Origin of the sequence: Microbacterium sp. SORGH_AS_0969, assembly GCF_030818255.1 — a bacterium.
Taxonomy (GTDB): domain Bacteria; phylum Actinomycetota; class Actinomycetes; order Actinomycetales; family Microbacteriaceae; genus Microbacterium.
Window position 1 is genome coordinate 3,390,063 of sequence record NZ_JAUTAG010000001.1, and the last position, 15,948, is coordinate 3,406,010.

General features: G+C 68.6%; 14 protein-coding genes. 8 read left to right on the plus strand and 6 right to left on the minus strand.

Annotation, left to right across the window (positions count from 1 at the left end):
- Positions 1-102 precede the first annotated feature (102 nt).
- Positions 103-2,052: a 1-deoxy-D-xylulose-5-phosphate synthase gene (gene dxs / locus QE388_RS15895; protein WP_307386368.1), complete on the plus strand. Its 1,950-nt coding sequence runs from the start codon at positions 103-105 to the stop codon at positions 2,050-2,052.
- A gap of 330 nt (positions 2,053-2,382) precedes the next feature.
- Here the strand turns inward: dxs and QE388_RS15900 are convergent, their stop codons facing one another.
- The 4 genes from QE388_RS15900 to QE388_RS15915 form a co-directional block, all read right to left on the minus strand.
- Positions 2,383-4,521, minus strand: coding sequence for a 3-hydroxyacyl-CoA dehydrogenase NAD-binding domain-containing protein (locus QE388_RS15900; protein WP_307386370.1), 2,139 nt, complete (start codon positions 4,519-4,521; stop codon positions 2,383-2,385).
- Positions 4,518-5,726 (minus strand): thiolase family protein, encoded by a 1,209-nt coding sequence (locus tag QE388_RS15905; protein ID WP_307386372.1) that lies wholly within the window; start codon positions 5,724-5,726, stop codon positions 4,518-4,520. Before QE388_RS15905 ends, QE388_RS15900 begins: the two co-directional genes overlap by 4 nt.
- 71 nt (positions 5,727-5,797) lie before the next feature.
- The gene (locus tag QE388_RS15910) at positions 5,798-6,994 is read right to left on the minus strand and encodes an HRDC domain-containing protein (protein WP_307386374.1); all 1,197 of its coding nucleotides are present in this window, start codon (positions 6,992-6,994) and stop codon (positions 5,798-5,800) included.
- Entirely contained in the window at positions 6,987-7,529 is a 543-nt protein-coding gene (locus QE388_RS15915; RefSeq protein ID WP_058595672.1) for a DUF3000 domain-containing protein, read from the minus strand. Before QE388_RS15915 ends, QE388_RS15910 begins: the two co-directional genes overlap by 8 nt.
- Before the next feature lie 73 nt (positions 7,530-7,602).
- Between QE388_RS15915 and QE388_RS15920 the strand changes: the two genes are divergently transcribed.
- Complete coding sequence (locus tag QE388_RS15920; RefSeq protein ID WP_363376612.1) at positions 7,603-8,838, plus strand: alpha/beta fold hydrolase; 1,236 nt, start codon at positions 7,603-7,605, stop codon at positions 8,836-8,838.
- A gap of 28 nt (positions 8,839-8,866) precedes the next feature.
- Here QE388_RS15920 and QE388_RS15925 read toward each other — a convergent pair whose 3' ends face one another.
- Both QE388_RS15925 and QE388_RS15930 read right to left on the minus strand, forming a co-directional pair.
- Complete coding sequence (locus tag QE388_RS15925) at positions 8,867-9,307, minus strand: SufE family protein (RefSeq protein ID WP_275801209.1); 441 nt, start codon at positions 9,305-9,307, stop codon at positions 8,867-8,869.
- A 34-nt stretch (positions 9,308-9,341) separates the two neighbouring features.
- The gene (locus tag QE388_RS15930) at positions 9,342-10,244 is read right to left on the minus strand and encodes a sulfurtransferase (RefSeq protein ID WP_058595675.1); all 903 of its coding nucleotides are present in this window, start codon (positions 10,242-10,244) and stop codon (positions 9,342-9,344) included.
- Positions 10,245-10,364: 120 nt separating this feature from the next.
- Here QE388_RS15930 and zapE point away from each other — a divergent pair, with 120 nt between their 5' ends.
- The 6 genes from zapE to QE388_RS15960 all read left to right on the plus strand — a co-directional run bounded on the left by zapE (position 10,365) and on the right by QE388_RS15960 (position 15,884).
- Complete coding sequence (zapE, locus tag QE388_RS15935; protein WP_275801211.1) at positions 10,365-11,402, plus strand: cell division protein ZapE; 1,038 nt, start codon at positions 10,365-10,367, stop codon at positions 11,400-11,402.
- Positions 11,403-11,571: 169 nt separating this feature from the next.
- Complete coding sequence (locus QE388_RS15940) at positions 11,572-12,846, plus strand: ammonium transporter (RefSeq protein ID WP_058595677.1); 1,275 nt, start codon at positions 11,572-11,574, stop codon at positions 12,844-12,846.
- Positions 12,847-12,969: 123 nt separating this feature from the next.
- Positions 12,970-13,479 carry a type II toxin-antitoxin system PemK/MazF family toxin gene (locus tag QE388_RS15945; protein WP_081318462.1) on the plus strand — a complete coding sequence of 170 codons (510 nt, stop codon included), beginning with the start codon at positions 12,970-12,972 and terminating at the stop codon, positions 13,477-13,479.
- Between the two features lie 22 nt (positions 13,480-13,501).
- On the plus strand, positions 13,502-14,017 hold the full coding sequence (locus tag QE388_RS15950; protein ID WP_307386381.1) for an ASCH domain-containing protein: 516 nt from the start codon (positions 13,502-13,504) through the stop codon (positions 14,015-14,017).
- 359 nt (positions 14,018-14,376) lie between these two features.
- A complete protein-coding gene (locus tag QE388_RS15955) occupies positions 14,377-15,243 on the plus strand; it encodes a sensor histidine kinase (protein WP_307386382.1) in 867 nt (288 codons plus the stop codon).
- On the plus strand, positions 15,240-15,884 hold the full coding sequence (locus QE388_RS15960) for a response regulator transcription factor (RefSeq protein WP_275801215.1): 645 nt from the start codon (positions 15,240-15,242) through the stop codon (positions 15,882-15,884). The genes QE388_RS15955 and QE388_RS15960 overlap by 4 nt, the downstream gene beginning before the upstream one ends.
- The last annotated feature ends 64 nt before the right edge of the window (positions 15,885-15,948 follow it).

A 15,948-nucleotide genomic window follows, 5' to 3' on the forward strand; every position in this document is an offset into this window, starting at 1 on the left:
ATGCGGACCCCGGGCGCAAGCCGTTGCCGGGCCCCCACCGGCCCCCGAGACTAGAATCGACACGTTCGCGCGTTCCCGCGCGCACCGCACGAGAGGAGTCTTATGGCTCTCCTACCCGGCATTCACGGCCCCCGTGACCTGGACGACCTGAGCACCGACGACTTGCGCCAACTGGCCGCGGAGGTCCGTGCCTTCCTCGTCGAGAACGTCTCGCGGACCGGCGGACATCTCGGTCCGAACCTCGGCGTCGTCGAGCTGACGATCGCCCTCCACAAGGTGTTCGACTCTCCGGCCGATCCGATCATCTTCGACACGGGGCACCAGTCCTACGTGCACAAGATGCTCACCGGTCGCCAGGACTTCGCGAACCTGCGCTCGCGCGGCGGCCTCGCCGGATACCCGCAACGATCCGAGAGCGAACACGACATCGTCGAGTCCTCCCACGCCTCCAGCTCACTCAGCTGGGCCGACGGCGTCTCACGGGCCTTCAGTCGCACGGGGCGCCGCGATCGTCACGTCGTCGCCGTCGTCGGTGACGGCGCGCTCACGGGTGGCATGACGTGGGAGGCGCTGAACAACATCAGCGACGACAACGATCGCAACCTCGTCATCGTCGTCAACGACAACGGCCGTTCGTACGCGCCGACCATCGGAGGGATGGCGCGCTACCTCAACCGTGTGCGCACGAACGAGGCCTATCGCACGCTGCACCGCGGCTCCGACACCCTGTTCCGCCGTCTGGGGCCCGCCGCTCGCGCGGTCTACCGCGGCGTCCGCGGCGGCACCCACGGCTTCCTCTCGCGCTTCACCAACAACGAGGCGCTCTACAGCAACCTCGACATCAAGTACCTCGGCCCGATCGACGGCCACGACTTCAAGTCGCTCATCGAGACGCTCGAGCTCGCCAAGTCCTACGGCGCTCCCGTGATCGTCCACGCGATCACCGACAAGGGCAGCGGCTATGCGCCCGCCATGAGCGACGAGGCCGATCAGTTCCACGCCGTGGGCAAGATCGACCCGGTCACGGGTGAGGCCGTGGGCTCCGGCGGTGGTACGCAGTGGACCGATGTCTTCGCCGAAGAGCTGGTCGCGGTGGGCGCCGAGCGCGAAGACGTGATCGCCATGACCGCCGCGATGCTGCGCCCGACCGGCCTGCAGCAGTTCGCCGAACGCTTCCCCGAGCGGGTGTACGACGTCGGCATCGCCGAGCAGCACGCGGTCGCATCGGCCGCGGGTCTGGCCTTCGGCGGCCTGCACCCCGTCGTCGCGATCTACGCCACGTTCATGAACCGGGCTTTCGACCAGGTCATGATGGACGTCGCCCTGCACAAGGCGGGCGTCACGTTCGTGCTGGACCGCGCGGGGGTCACCGGCCCGGACGGCCCGAGCCATCACGGCATCTGGGACCTCGCCATGCTGCAGCTCGTCCCCGGTATCCGCATCGCCGCGCCGCGCGACGCGGCTCGCCTGCGCGAGGAGTTCCGCGAGGCCACGGCCATCGAGGACGCGCCGACGGTCGTGCGGTACCCCAAGGGCAAGGTCAACGCCGACGTCGAGGCGATCGAGCGCATGCACGACGGTGTCGACGTGCTCAGCCGAGGCTCGAGCCCAGACGTCCTCCTCGTCGGTATCGGCCCGATGGTGCACCTGGCTCTCGAGGTCGCGGAGCGGCTGAAGGCGCAGGGCATCGGCGCGACCGTCATCGACCCGCGCTGGGCCATTCCCGTGCAGCCGTCGATCGTCGACCTCGCGCGCGAACACCGTCTCGTCATCACCATCGAAGACGGCATCCGCGTCGGCGGAGTGGGCACCCGCGTGCGCCAGGTCCTGCGCGAGGCCGGTGTCGACACGGCGGTCGACGAGCTCGGCATCCCGGACGAGTTCATCGACCACGCCACGCGCGAGCAGATCCTCGAGGATGCCGGTCTTACCGCATCCAAGATCGCCCACGATGTCGTGGCGCAGGTGCTCGGCACGCGCATCCCGATGGCGCGGCAGACGCCCACCGGCTCGATCCCCACGATCGAGGAGTGGGAGGAGTCGCGCCCGTAGGCGCGTGAGCAACCGCGAACAGGCCGGGATGCCGATATCCCGGCCTGTTCTGCATATTCGGCGCCCATCGCGGTCACCAGGACAGGGGAGGCGACGAGAACAGGCTGCAACCTCAGCAAACGGCCTGTCCTCGTCGCACGGCCTGTACTCGTGGTCGTGCCGCGGGCGCGCCTCGCGCACCCTCGCAGCCACGAGAACAGGGAAGGCGACGGAAACAGGCTGAAACCGCAGCAGACACCCTGTCCTCGTCGCTCAGCCTGTCCTCGTGACGGTCGCACGAACGACGACGGCGCCGCCCCCGAGGGGACGACGCCGTCGTGACAGAAAGCCTCAGGCTCCGATGCCGCGGATGGGCGGGTGGTGAAACGTGTCGCCGAAGGCGCGTTCCGAGGCCCCCTCGCGGTCGAGGTAGGGCGAGGCCCCGCCGTCGATGAAGGGCCAGCCCGCGCCGAGGATGAGGCACAGGTCGATGTCCTGCACCTCGGGGACTACGCCCTCGTCGAGCATGATCTTGATCTCCTGCGCGAGGCCGTCCTGCACGCGGGCGAGGATCGTCTCGGGCGCGACGGGCGTCTTGCCGGTGACGAGAACCTTCTGTGCGGCCTTGGTCCAGCCGGTGACGCGGCCGCCCTTGTCCTTCTCGACGACCTCCGGGAGCGCCGCAAGCTCGTGGAAGTTCTCGGACGCGAAGAACCGCTCCGGGAAGGCGCCGGCCATGGTGTCCTGTACGTGGGCCGCGACTTTCCAGCCGACCAGGTCAATGAGCTGGAATGGTCCCATCGGCAGCCCGAGCGGCGCGAACGCCTTCTCCACCACCGTGATCGGGGTGCCCTCGTACACCGCCCGCGCGGCCTCACCCATGACCTTGGCCAGCAGCCGGTTCACGACGAACCCGGGCGCGTCGGCGGTGAGCACGGCGTTCTTGCCGAGCCCCTTCGCGACGACGAACGCCGTCGACAGGGCGGCGTCGGAGGTGGCATCCGTCTTCACGACCTCGATGAGCGGCATGACCGCGACGGGGTTGAAGAAGTGGAAGCCGACGAGCCGCTCCGGGTTCTGCAGCACCGAGCCGATCTCGGCGACCGAGAGCGACGAGGTGTTGGTGGCGAGGATCGCGTCTTCCGCGACGATCTTCTCGATGGCCGAGAACACCTCTTGCTTGACCCCGACCTCTTCGAACACGGCCTCGATCACGAAGTCGCAGTCCGCGAACTCCGAGCGGTCGGTCGTGCCGTGCACGAGGGCGCGCAGCTGGTTGGCGGTGTCGCCGTCGAGCCGGCCCTTCGCCTCGAGCTTGCCGATCTCCTCCCGGATGGATGCCACGCCCTTGTCGACGCGACCCTGGTCGAGGTCGGTGATGACGACGGGCACCCGCAGCTTCCGCACGAACAGCAGAGCGAACTGCGACGCCATGAGTCCCGCGCCGATGACACCGACCTTCGTGACCTTCTTCGCCAAGGCCTTGTCGGGAGCCCCGACCGGACGCTTCGCGCGCTTCTGCCCGAGGTCGAAGGCATACATGGATGCCGCGAACTGATCGCCCGTGATGAGGTCGGCAAGCGCCTCGTCCTCGCGGGCGAACCCCTCGGCCTTCGTGCCGCTCTTGGCCTTGTCGAGCAGGTCGAGCGCGACGTAGGGAGAGCGGGGCACGGTGCCGATCTTGGACTCGAGCATGCCGCGCGCCATCTTGATCGCGATCGGCCACTTGGTCAGGCGCTCGAGCTTGCCGGGCTCGTTCTTGCGCTCGACGCGGACGCGACCGGTGAGCACGCCGTCCGCCCACCGCAGCGAGTCCTCCAGGTAGGAGGCCGCCGGGAAGATGGCATCCATGATCCCCAGGTCGAACGCCTGCTGGGGCTTGAGCATCCGGTTCTGCTTGAGCGGGTTCGAGATGACGACCTCGAGCGCGTTCTCGATGCCGATGAGGTTCGGCAGCAGGTACGCGCCGCCCCAGCCGGGGATGATGCCGAGGAACACCTCGGGCAGCGCGATCGCCGCCGCTGAGGCGTCGACCGTGCGGTAGGTCGAGTTCAGCGCGATCTCGAGGCCGCCGCCGAGCGCGAGCCCGTTGACGAAAGCGAACGACGGAACACCGAGGTCGGACAGCGAGCCGATGACCTGGTGCCCGCGCTGAGCGATGAGCCGGGCGACCTCCTTCGACGGCAGCTTGGCGACGTCGGACAGGTCGGCACCGGCCGCGAGGATGTACTGCTTGCCGGTGATGGCGACGGCGTGGACCTCGCCCGCCGCCGCACGGCGCTTCAGCGTCGCCAGGGTTTCGCCGAGCTCGGCGAGCGTCGCCGGGCCCAATGTGTTCGGACGCGTGTGGTCGCGGCCGTTGTCGAGCGTGATGAGCGCGAGGACGTTGCCCGAGGGCAGGCGCACATCGCGGACGGGGGAGTGGGTGATCACCTCGTCGCCGGTGAGGGCGTCGAGGGGGCTGAAGTCGATCGAGGTGTAGTCGGTCACTTGCGCTTCTTCTTTCCGTCGAAGAACGGGTTCTCCCAGATGACAGAGCCGCCCTGGCCGAGGCCCACGCACATGGCGGTGAGGCCGTAGCGCACGTCGGGACGCTCGGCGAACTGCGCGGCGAGCTGGATCATGAGACGGACTCCGGATGCCGCGAGCGGGTGGCCGACGGCGATCGCACCGCCCCAGGGGTTAACGCGCGGGTCGTCGTCGGCGATGCCGAAGTGATCGAGCAGCGAGATCACCTGGATGGCGAACGCCTCGTTCAGCTCGAACAGGCCGATGTCGTCGATCGTGAGCCCGGCCTTCTTGAGGGCCTTCTCGGTCGAGGGGATGGGGCCGATGCCCATGATCTCGGGCTCGACGCCGGCGAACGCGAACGACACCATCCGCATCTTGGGGGTGAGGCCGAACTCCTTCACGGCGTCGGCACCCGCGAGCAGGCTGATCGTGGCGCCGTCGGTGAGGGGCGACGAGGTGCCGGCGGTGACGCGGCCGTGCGGGCGGAACGGCGTCTTCAGCGTCGCGAGACCCTCGACAGTGGTCTCGGGGCGGCGACCCTCGTCCTCGGTCGCGAGGCCCCAGGCGCCGTCGGCATCCTTCACCGCCACCGGCACGAGGTCGGGCTGGATCTTCCCGGCCTCGTAGGCGGCCTGAACCTTGTGCTGGCTCGCTGCACCGTAGCGGTCGGCGCGTTCCTTCGTCAGGTGCGGGAAGCGGTCGTGGATGCGCTCCGCCGTCACGCCCATGTTGAGTGCGCCCGGGTCGACGAGCTTCTCGGCCACGAAGCGCGGGTTGGGGTCGACGTTTCCCCCGATGGGGTGACGACCCATGTGCTCGACGCCGCCCGCGAGAGCGAGGTCGTACATGCCGACGCCGATCGAGGCACCCATCGTGGTGACGCTGGTCATGGCGCCGGCGCACATGCGCTCGACCGCGAGACCCGGCACCGTCATCGGGAGCCCCGCGAGGATCGCCGCGGTGCGACCGAGGGTCAGACCCTGGTCACCGGTCTGCGACGTCGCGGCGACCGCCACGTCGTCGATGCGGTCCTTCGGCACGTCGCCGTTGCGCTCCATCAACCCGATGATCGCTTTGACGACCAGGTCGTCCGCGCGGGTGTTCCAGTACATGCCCTTCTCGCCGGCGCGCCCGAAGGGGGTGCGCATTCCGTCGACGAAGAAGACGTCCGTCATCTCGGCCACTCTGCCTCCAAAGTTTGGGATGACCCCAGCCTAGGAAGGCGGATTCCCCGCGAGGAATCGGTTGTCCGAACCTACGAATCCGTGCCAGACCCGTCGTCGTCGACATTGAGGGAAGCTACAAAGCTATCCGCGATCACCTGTGCGGTCTGGTCAATCTGCCAGGGTCGCGCACCGAGTTCGGCGAGAGCCGCCCCGATGGTCTCGACGGTCACCTCGGCGGGCGGAGCCCAGGCCACCCGACGAAGCGTCTCGGGGGTGAGGAGGTTCTCGGTCGGCATCCGCAACTCTTCGGCGCGCGCCTCGACGGCGGGTCGCGCCGCCTTCAGACGACGATCGGCCTCGGGGTTGCGATCGACCCACGCGCGGGGCGGCGGAAGCGTGTCGCTGGGGACACGGTCCGGCGGCAACTCGGTGTCTTCGCGGCCCGCCACGATGGCGTTCCACCACCGATCGAGCTGAGTACGGCTGGCCCGCCCGTTGAACTCCTTGACGCCGGCGAGCGCCTGCTTGCTCGCGGGATCCGCGAGCACGGCGGCCACAAGTGCGCGGTCGGGCACGAGTCGGCCGGGGGCGACGTCCTGCTCGCGGGCGTACTCCTCGCGGGCCCACCAGAGCGCACGGGCCACCGCGAGAGCTCGACGACCGCGCACCGTGTGGAGCCCGCTCATACGCCGCCACGGGTCTTCGCGCGGCGGCTTGGGCAGGCGGTCGAGGACGGCCTGGAACTCCTGCCGCGCGAACTCGGTCTTCTGCTGCTCGTCGAGCTCGGCCACCAGCACGTCCCGGACGTCGATGAGGTGCTCGACGTCGAGGGCGGCATACTCGAGCCAGGATGCCGGGAGTGGACGGGTCGACCAGTCCGCCGCCGAGTGGGCCTTGGCCAACGTGATGCCCAGCGTCTGCTCGACGACAGCGCCGAGACCGACGCGCTCGTGTCCGAGCAGTCGCGCGCCCAGCTCGGTGTCGAAGATGCGCGGGGGCTCGAGACCACGCTCGCGCAGCGACGGCAGGTCCTGACTGGCCGCGTGGAACACCCACTCGATGTCTGCGATCGCGGCCTGCAGCGGCGAGAAGTCCTCGATCGTCGACGGGTCGAAGAGGAAGACGCCCGCCTCCCGACGGAACACCTGGATGAGGTACGCGCGCTGCGAGTAGCGGAATCCCGATGCACGCTCGACGTCGACCGCGACCGGACCGGTACCCGCAGCGAGGCGATCGGATGCCGACGCCAGTCCGGCGGCATCCTCGATGACGTTGTACTCAACCACGGGTGGGCCTCCGGGCTCCGAAGACGGCGACGCCCTCCGACCCCGGGGGGAGGCCGGCCAGCATGCACACGAGTTCCGCCCACGCGTCGAGATGGGGGCGGATGGGACCACGCGGCGACCATGACGCGCGAAGTTCGATCTGCGACCCCTCGCCCTGGGACGCGAGGGCCCCGAAACCGGTCGAGAGGGTCTTGGTGGCGGTGCCCGATTCGGAGTGCCGTTCGGCGCCGCGCGAGTCGAGAGCATCGATGAGCCACGACCACGCCACCTGGGCGAGGAGGGGATCGATGCCGATCTCGGGCTCCAGCGGCGCCTGCGCGAAGCACACCACGCGCCACGCGCCGCCCCACGCATCGGGTTCGTCCGGATCGTGCAGCAGGATGAAACGCCCCGTGCCGAAAGGCGAGTCGGTCGAGTGTTCCTCCGGACGGACATCGCCCGCCAACGCCAGGGAGTGGGGTGCCAGGCCGGCGGGGGAGGGAATCTCGCGCACGACGAAATCGTCACGGAACGTGGCGGCGCGCACCTCCTCCATCGCCCGGGCGAAAGGGGTCGACGCCTCGGGTGAGCCCAGGTCAGTCACGGCCACAGACTAGAGTGAGGCCTCGATGAACGCTCCCAGGCGCGCCGCGCGGCCCGGCCCCTCGCGACGAACCGTATCGATCGCACGCGTGGGGATCGCGACTCTCGCGATGGCCTTCGGGGCGAGCCTCACCGCATTGAGTGCGGTCTCGCTCCGCATGGCTCGTACCGTCATCACGCCCGCGGGTCGAGTTCCCAACACGCGGATCGTCTCGCTCGACACCGCCGCGCAGACGGTCACGCTCGACCGCACCGATGACACCGCCCTACCGGGACGGTACGGGCTCTTCACCGTTGGAACCACCGACTATTTGCGGCTGGGGTCGGTGGTCGCCGACGACGGCGCAACCGTCACCCGGAAACTCCTCACCCAGGTCGCCGCCGACGACAGTATCGCCGCCGAGGCGGCTTTCAGCGGCTGGTACTACGACGAACCCGATCAGCTCCGACTGCCGTACCGGTCGGTGCAGATCGAGACCCCCGTCGGGGCCTGCCCCGCGTGGGAGTTCCCCGCCGACGAGGAGTCCGGCGGGGAGGAGTCCAGCGACGAGGGGTCCGGTGTCTGGGTCATCCAGGTCCACGGTCGAGGGACGACGCGCGCCGAGACGCTTCGCGCCATCCCGGTCTTCCACGCCCTCGGTATCACGGCTCTCGCGGTGTCGTACCGCAACGACGGGGAGGCGCCGCAGAGCGCGAGCGGCACCTACGCGCTCGGCGCGACCGAGTGGCGCGACGTCGATGCCGCGATCGAGTACGCCGCGGCGCACGGGGCGCGACGCGTCATCCTCATGGGGTGGTCGATGGGCGGCGCGATGTGCCTCCAGACCGAAGCCTTCTCGACGCATCGCGACCTGATCGCGGGACTCGTCCTGGAATCACCCGTCGTCGACTGGCGCACGGTTCTGCGCTATCAGAGCCGTCTCCTCAAGCTGCCCCGCCCGGTCCTCGGTCTGACGGAGCGCATCCTCGACTCCGCTTGGGGTGCCCGCCTGGTCCGCGGCGAGGCCATCCCCCTCGACCGTCTCGACCGTGTCGCCCACGCGGACGACCTGCGGCATCCGGTCCTGATCCTCCACAGCGACGATGACGGCTTCGTGCCCAGCGACGCTTCGCACGCCCTCGCGGAGGCTCGCCCCGACCTCGTCACGATGGAGACGTTCGAGGTGGCGCGCCACACGAAGCTGTGGAACTACGACGAGACGCGCTTCACCCGCGTGATCCAGGACTGGGTACGGCGGCAGGGACTCGCGTCCGAAGAGTGACGGATGCCGCCGTGCTCAGGCACAGCGTTCAGGCACCCCGCTTGGCGGCGACCTGACGCTTCGCGCGCATGAGCATGCCCGTCATGCCCGCGATCCGCAGCGGGCTGACCGCTCGGGTGAGGCCGATGCTCTGCGGGAAGTCGTCGGGAACGGCGAGGACCTCGTCGGCCGACAGCCCGGTCAGTCCCTGCGCCAGGATGCTCGCGAAACCGCGCGTCGTCGGGGCCTCGGCGGGTGCCGTGGCGTGCATCGCGACGCGGTCGGCGTCGTCGACCGTGACGATGATGTACACCGGCGACTGGCACTCTGCCACCCGCTCCTGCAGCTCGGGGTGATCGGCGTACTCGGCCGGCACCGCGGGGAGCTCCTGCGAGAACTCCAGCAGGAGCTGCAGCCGGTCGGGCTCGTCGAGCTCGAGGAACTCGTCGCGGATCTCGGCCAGGCGGGCGGGGAGGGTGTTCTCGGACATCTCCGTCATCCTCCCACGCCCGCGAACGCCGGGCTCAGCGCGAGGGCACCTCGCCGGGCTCCGACCCCGAGACGATGGGCACGCGCACCGCGCTACCCCACTCGGTCCACGAGCCGTCGTAGTTGCGGACATCCTCGAAGCCCAGGAGGTGCTTCAGCACGAACCAGGTGTGGCTCGAGCGCTCGCCAATACGGCAGTACGCCACGATCTTGTCGCCGTCCTTCAGGCCCGCGCCGTCGCGGTAGATGGCATCCAGTTCTTCGCGCGACTTGAAGCCGCCGTCTTCGGCGACGGCCTTGGCCCACGGCACGCTCTGGGCGCTCGGGATGTGACCCGCGCGGAGGGCCCCCTCTTCGGGGTACGCCGGAGCGGAGGTGCGCTCGCCCGAGTACTCCTCGGGGGAGCGCACATCGATGAGCGGGTTGCCGAGGTGCGCGAGCACGTCGTCCTTGTAGGCGCGGATCAATGCGTCGTCGCGCTCGACGATCGGGTACTCCACCGGCTCGCGGGTGGTCGGCTCGGTCGTGAGAGGGCGACCCTCGGCGATCCACTTGTCGCGGCCGCCGTCGAGGAGACGAACGTCCTCGTGCCCGAAGAGCGAGAACACCCACAGCGCGTACGCGGCCCACCAGTTGTTCTTGTCGCCGTAGATGACGACCGTGTCGTCGCGCGCGATGCCCTTCTTGCTCAGCAGCTTCGCGAAGCCCTCGCCGTCGAGGTAGTCGCGCACGACGGGATCGTTGAGCTCGGTGTGCCAGTCGACCTTGACGGCACCGGGGATGTGCCCGGTCTCGTAGAGGAGCACGTCCTCATCGGACTCGACGACGACCAGACCCGGTTGCCCGAGCCGCTGCTCGAGCCACTCGCCGGTCACGAGACGGCCGGGCTCGGCGTAGTCGGCGAACTTGGGGGAGCTGGTGTCGAACTCGACGGTCACGGGAGATCTCCTCGGTCGGGGCAGGGGGTGCGGCGGCATAGGGTGGACACCGCACCATCGACCCTAGATCCGCGGCATGGGGCACGCACCCATCCCGTAAGACTCGGACACAGGACGGCCATGACCTCCACTCCCGCCACGACCGGCCTCATCCACCTGACGGAGCGCGAGCCCGCCGTCACCGGTGCCGAGATGGTGAACGCCCTCGTCCCGCCGCCGCAGTTCGACGGCGCGACCTTCGAGTCGTATCGGGCCGACGATGCCTACCCCTCGCAGCAGGAGGCCAAAGAACTCCTTCAGGCGTTCGCCGGAAAGCAGTCGAGCCCGGCGAAGAAGGGCGGGTTCTTCCGTCGCGCCGAGAAGGTCGCGCCGGTCAAGCCCGGGGTCTACCTCGACGGCGGCTTCGGCGTCGGCAAGACACACCTGCTCGCCTCGATCTACCACGCGATGCCGGCCCGCCGGAAGTACTTCGGATCGTTCATCGAGTACACCGCGCTCGTCGGCGTGCTCGGCTACGCCAAGGCCGTGGAACTGTTCCGCGGGAGCGATCTTCTCTGCATCGACGAGTTCGAGCTCGACGACCCGGGCGACACCATGGTCATGACCCGGCTGCTCGGGGAGCTCGTGGCATCCGGAACCCGGTTGGCAGCGACGTCGAACACTCCGCCCAACGCCCTCGGCGAGGGACGCTTCGCGGCGCAGGACTTCCTTCGCGAGATCCAGTCGATGGCGGACAGTTTCCGGACCATCCGCATCGACGGAACCGACTTCCGTCAGCGTGCGATCGACGGCGAGGCGAAGGTGCTCGGCGACGACGAGTACCGTCAGGCGATGGATGCCGCGGCCTCAGCCGGAGTGGCATCCGATGATGCGTTTTCCGACCTCGTCGGTCACCTGGCCCGCGTGCACCCGTCGCGTTTCATCCGTCTGATCGACGGCGTCGACACGATCGGGCTGCGTGACGTGCAGGTCCTGCACGACCAGTCCGCCGCCCTGCGTCTGGTCGCGTTCATCGACCGCGCGTACGACGCGCAGATCCCGATCCGGGCAACCGGCGTCCCGCTGAACACGGTCTTCAGCGACGAGATGCTCGCGGGCGGGTACCGCAAGAAGTACTTGCGCGCCACGTCGCGGCTCGTCGCCCTTACACACTCTTGATCCAGCGTCCTCATCTGCGCCTCTCGGCCGCGCGAAACGCGATGTTTACGTGAGGCCGATCTCCGTAACGTCCCCGTAACACCTCTCGAACGGAGATGGAAACCGGGGCTGGGAACACTGGGGGGACCCGACGCTACACCTGCGTCCCTGCAGAGAGGTTTCCTCCGAGATGGATCAAGGCAACACCGCATTCATCCTGCTAGCAGCCGCCCTCGTGCTGCTCATGACGCCAGGACTCGCATTCTTCTACGGCGGTCTCGTCAAGGCCAAGAGCGTTATCAGCATGATGATGATGAGCTTCGGCGCGATGGGCCTGATCGGCGTGCTGTGGGTGCTCTACGGCTACGCGATCGCCTTCCCGGCGACCGACGCCGGCGTCACCCAGCTTCCCTGGATGATCGACTGGAACGAGTTCGGTCTCGCCAGCGTCCTCGAGACGCCTGAGGGCGCCGCGTACCCGCCGCTGGCCTTCGTCGCCTTCCAGGCCACCTTCGCCATCATCACCGTCGCCCTGGTTTCGGGCGCCATCGCCGATCGCGCCAAGTTCGGCGCCTGGATGATCTTCGCCTTCGTGTGGTCGACGGTCGTCTACTTCCCCGTCGCCAGCTGGGTTTTCAACTTCGGTCTCGCCGAGGACGGCTCGTTCTCCTACGGCGGCTGGATCACCCACGGTATGCAGGACGTGTTCGGCGTCGGTGCGATCGACTTCGCCGGTGGTACCGCGGTCCACATCAACGCCGGTGCCGCCGCCCTCGCCCTCGCTCTGGTCCTCGGCAAGCGCGTCGGCTTCCAGAAGGGCGCCCACGTCCCCCACAACCCGCCGTTCGTGCTCCTGGGCGCCGGTCTGCTGTGGTTCGGCTGGTTCGGCTTCAACGCTGGCTCCGAGCTCGCCGCTGACGGCACCGCCGCCCTGGCCTTCGTCAACACGATCGCCGCTCCCGCAGCAGCCCTGCTCAGCTGGCTGATCGTCGAGAAGATCAAGGACGGCAAGCCCACCTCCGTGGGTGCCGCGTCGGGCGCCGTCGCCGGTCTCGTCGCGATCACCCCGGCGTGCGCCGCACTGACGCCGATCTGGGCCATCGTGCTGGGTCTCGTCGCCGGTGCCGTCTGCGCCCTCGCGATCGAGCTGAAGTTCAAGCTCGGCTTCGACGACTCGCTCGACGTGGTCGGCATCCACCTCGTCGGCGGTCTGCTCGGAACGCTGTACCTCGGCATCTTCGCCAACACCACCGGCCTCATCTACAGCGGCTCGCTGAACCAGCTGCTGGTGCAGGCGATCGCCGCCCTCGCAGTCCTGGTGTACTCGTTCGTTCTCGCCTTCGTCATCGGCTTCGCGATCGAGAAGACGATCGGCTTCCGCGTCAAGAACGAGGACGAGATCGCCGGTATCGACACCGTGGTTCACGGTGAAGAGGGCTACGTCCTGACCGACGCTCGCGCCTGAGCATCTCCACCCCGGACGGGGCGTCACCGGTTCGTCGGTGGCGCCCCGTCTCTCGTTTTCGCCCCGCGCTGCCGTGCGCCGCGCTCCGTCGGATTCGAGTCCGCGGATGCCTAGGGTGGGGGAATGGGAACCACCTCTCGTCTCGTGTCGGCATTCCTCGGGATGTTCCGCTCGACGGCACCGGCCAGGCCGGCCTCTGCGCCCGCACGAGCCGTCACGGCGCCAGCCGACGCCCAGACGCTCGAAATCGAGCCGCCGCGCCGCCTCACGATCTCGTACGCCCCGCAGCGCGACAATGCGCCGGACGGGGGAGAGATCGTCTGGACGTGGGTGCCGTACGAAGAGCGCGACGGGCGTGGCAAGGATCGTCCCGTCCTCGTCATCGGACGGGCGGATGCCACCCGCTCGTACGCCGTACGGCTGACCAGCAAGCCGCACGACGGCGATCGGCAGTACCTGTCGCTTGGCACGGGGGAGTGGGACCCGCAGCGGCGTCCCTCATGGGTCGACATCGAGCAGCTGTACCTCGTGCACGATGCCGGGATGCGTCGAGAGGCCGCCGCCCTGGATCGGCGGCGCTTCGACACGGTCGCGGCCGCACTGACGGCCCGCTACGGGTGGAAGCGCGGCTGACGACGGCTGCCAGGATGGGGGGATGAGCACCGTTTCCCCCATCGCCGTCGACACCGCCGCGGCTCTTCGCCTGTGGCAGGAATACGCCGACGCCCGTCCCGACGCCGTCGCCGCCTGTCCCGAGTACACCGTCGAGCACTTCGGCGACTCCGAGAGGCTGGCGGACGAGTTGCTCGCGTGCGTGCTCGAGGGAGAGAAGCGGGCGACCTCGTCGCTCGTCGCGGAGTACATCGCGGAGCGGCAGCAGCTGCCGCGGATCGGCTCGCACTGGATCGCCTGCGACGGTCGAGGGGTGCCCCGGGCCATCCTGCGGACGACCGAGATGCGTCTGGGGGTCTTCTCCAGCGCGGACGCGCGATTCGCGTTCGACGAGGGCGAGGACGACCGGTCCCTCGAGAGCTGGCAGATCGAGCACCGTCGCTACTGGACGCGGATTTGCGCCGCCCTCGGGCGCGAGTGGTCCGAGGACGACGACGAGATCGTCTTCGAGCGCTTCACGGTGGCGTGGCCACCGGAGCACAGGGACGGCGGGCACTGATCGACCGCGTCGTCGCGGAGCGCGCGGAGGCCCTGGGCGAACCGCGAGAACGTCGATGGAGAGGAGCGGGGTCGGTGGGTGGGAGTCGTCATCGCCGCGGTTCACGCTCGCGCGGGTTTTCCGGCACTCGGTTGCGGAGGAGCCTTCTGACGGGACTGATCCTCGGACTCACCGTGTTCCTGGGGCTCTGGTTGACGGTCACGCCGGAGGATCTGGCCGCACGATGGACTCAGCTCGCTTTGGGCGCTACGGCGGTGGCCGGTGTGATGGCCGGTTCGCGCCTGCCGTTTCTCGGAGTGGTCGTGACGACTGCCGCGACAGCATGCGCATGGACCCTCCACGTCACTGCTGATCCGTTCATGTTGACGGGATTCGCGGTGTTCCGACTGGCGGAGAAGCGCGGAGGACGCAGGTTCCCGTGGTGGATGTTCGCCGGCGTCGTCCTCGTGGTGCTCACCTCGGCGTTCCTCGGTACGGAGGGCGTGGAGGATCGTTTCCGCGGGATGGTGTTGAGCGCTGTCGTGTTGTGCGTCGCGTGGGTGCTCGGCGTGCGGACACGAGAGGTCAGGGAGGAAGCGGCGGCTCGGTCGCGCGCCGAGGAGCGTCTTCGCGTGGCGCGCGACGTACACGATGTGCTGTCTCACTCCCTCGGAACGATCGGGGTGCAAGCGGGAGTCGCCGCCCATGTGAGCACCCTCGGCACCGAGCAATTGCGTGAGGTGCTGCGGGGGATCGAGGGTGATGCGAGAGCCTCTCTGTTTCAGTTGAAAGCCCTCCTGCAGAGGGAGCGAACCGGCACCGAGGCGGAGAATGTCGCGTCGAGTCCCCTGTCGACAGCGCTCGCACGTCTTGCGATGTCCGCTGAGCGGGCCGGTATCTGCGTCCGTGTCGACTCCGACGAAACGATCGATGGGCTTCCGTCCGATGTACGTACGACGGTGCTCAGAGTTGTCCAAGAAGCGATGACGAACGTCATCCGGCACGCGGCGGCGTCCCTCGCCATCGTGAGGCTTCACGTGTCCTCGGAGTCGGTGACGGTGGGGATTCAGGACGACGGGCAAGGCGCTCCGCGCACGTTCCAGCCCGGTCACGGTTTGGCGGGTATGCGCGAGAGGATCGAGCTCCTGGGTGGGACGGTGGACTTTGCCTCCTCGACGTCGGGCTTCACGGTGTCGGCGACCATTCCGCTAGTGGGAACTCCGAGCAGACCGCAAGGACGAATGTGATCAGGGTGCTCATCGCGGACGATGAACCGTCGATCCGCTCATCGCTTCGAATGCTGGTCGACAGCGAGGCCGGCATGGAGGTGGTTGGCGAGGCTACAGACGGCACGGACGCGGTCGAGCGTGCGGCAAGTCTGCATCCGGATGTCGTCTTGATGGACGTGCAGATGCCGCGGATGACCGGGCTGGAAGCGACCCGCGTCCTCGCCGGGGAGCCCGACGGGCCGCGGGTGATCGTGCTGACGATGTTCGATCTCGATGAGTACGTGTACGAGGCACTCCGGGCCGGCGCCTCAGGGTTCCTGCTGAAGAACAGTCCGCCCGGCGAGGTGCTGCACGCAGTACGCGTGACACACGAGGGCAATGCGCTGCTCGCCCCGGAAGTGACGAAGCGGTTGATCGGACGTTTCGCCCCCGTGCGCGAGGACCACCGACTCAGCCACCTCACGGCGCGGGAGCGCGAGACGCTGGCTCTCATCGGGCAGGGCAGATCGAACGCCGAGATCGCGGATGACCTGTTCGTCACCGTGACGACCGTGCGCACCTACGTGAGCCGGATTCTGACGAAACTCCAGGCCCGGGACCGGGCGGGGCTCGTCGTCATCGCTTACGAGAACGGCATTGTGACCCCGGCATCCACGTGATCCGATGACCCGAAGCCCGCGATTGTCAACTCTCGCAGACTGACGCCGGCACGCCGGCCCAGTT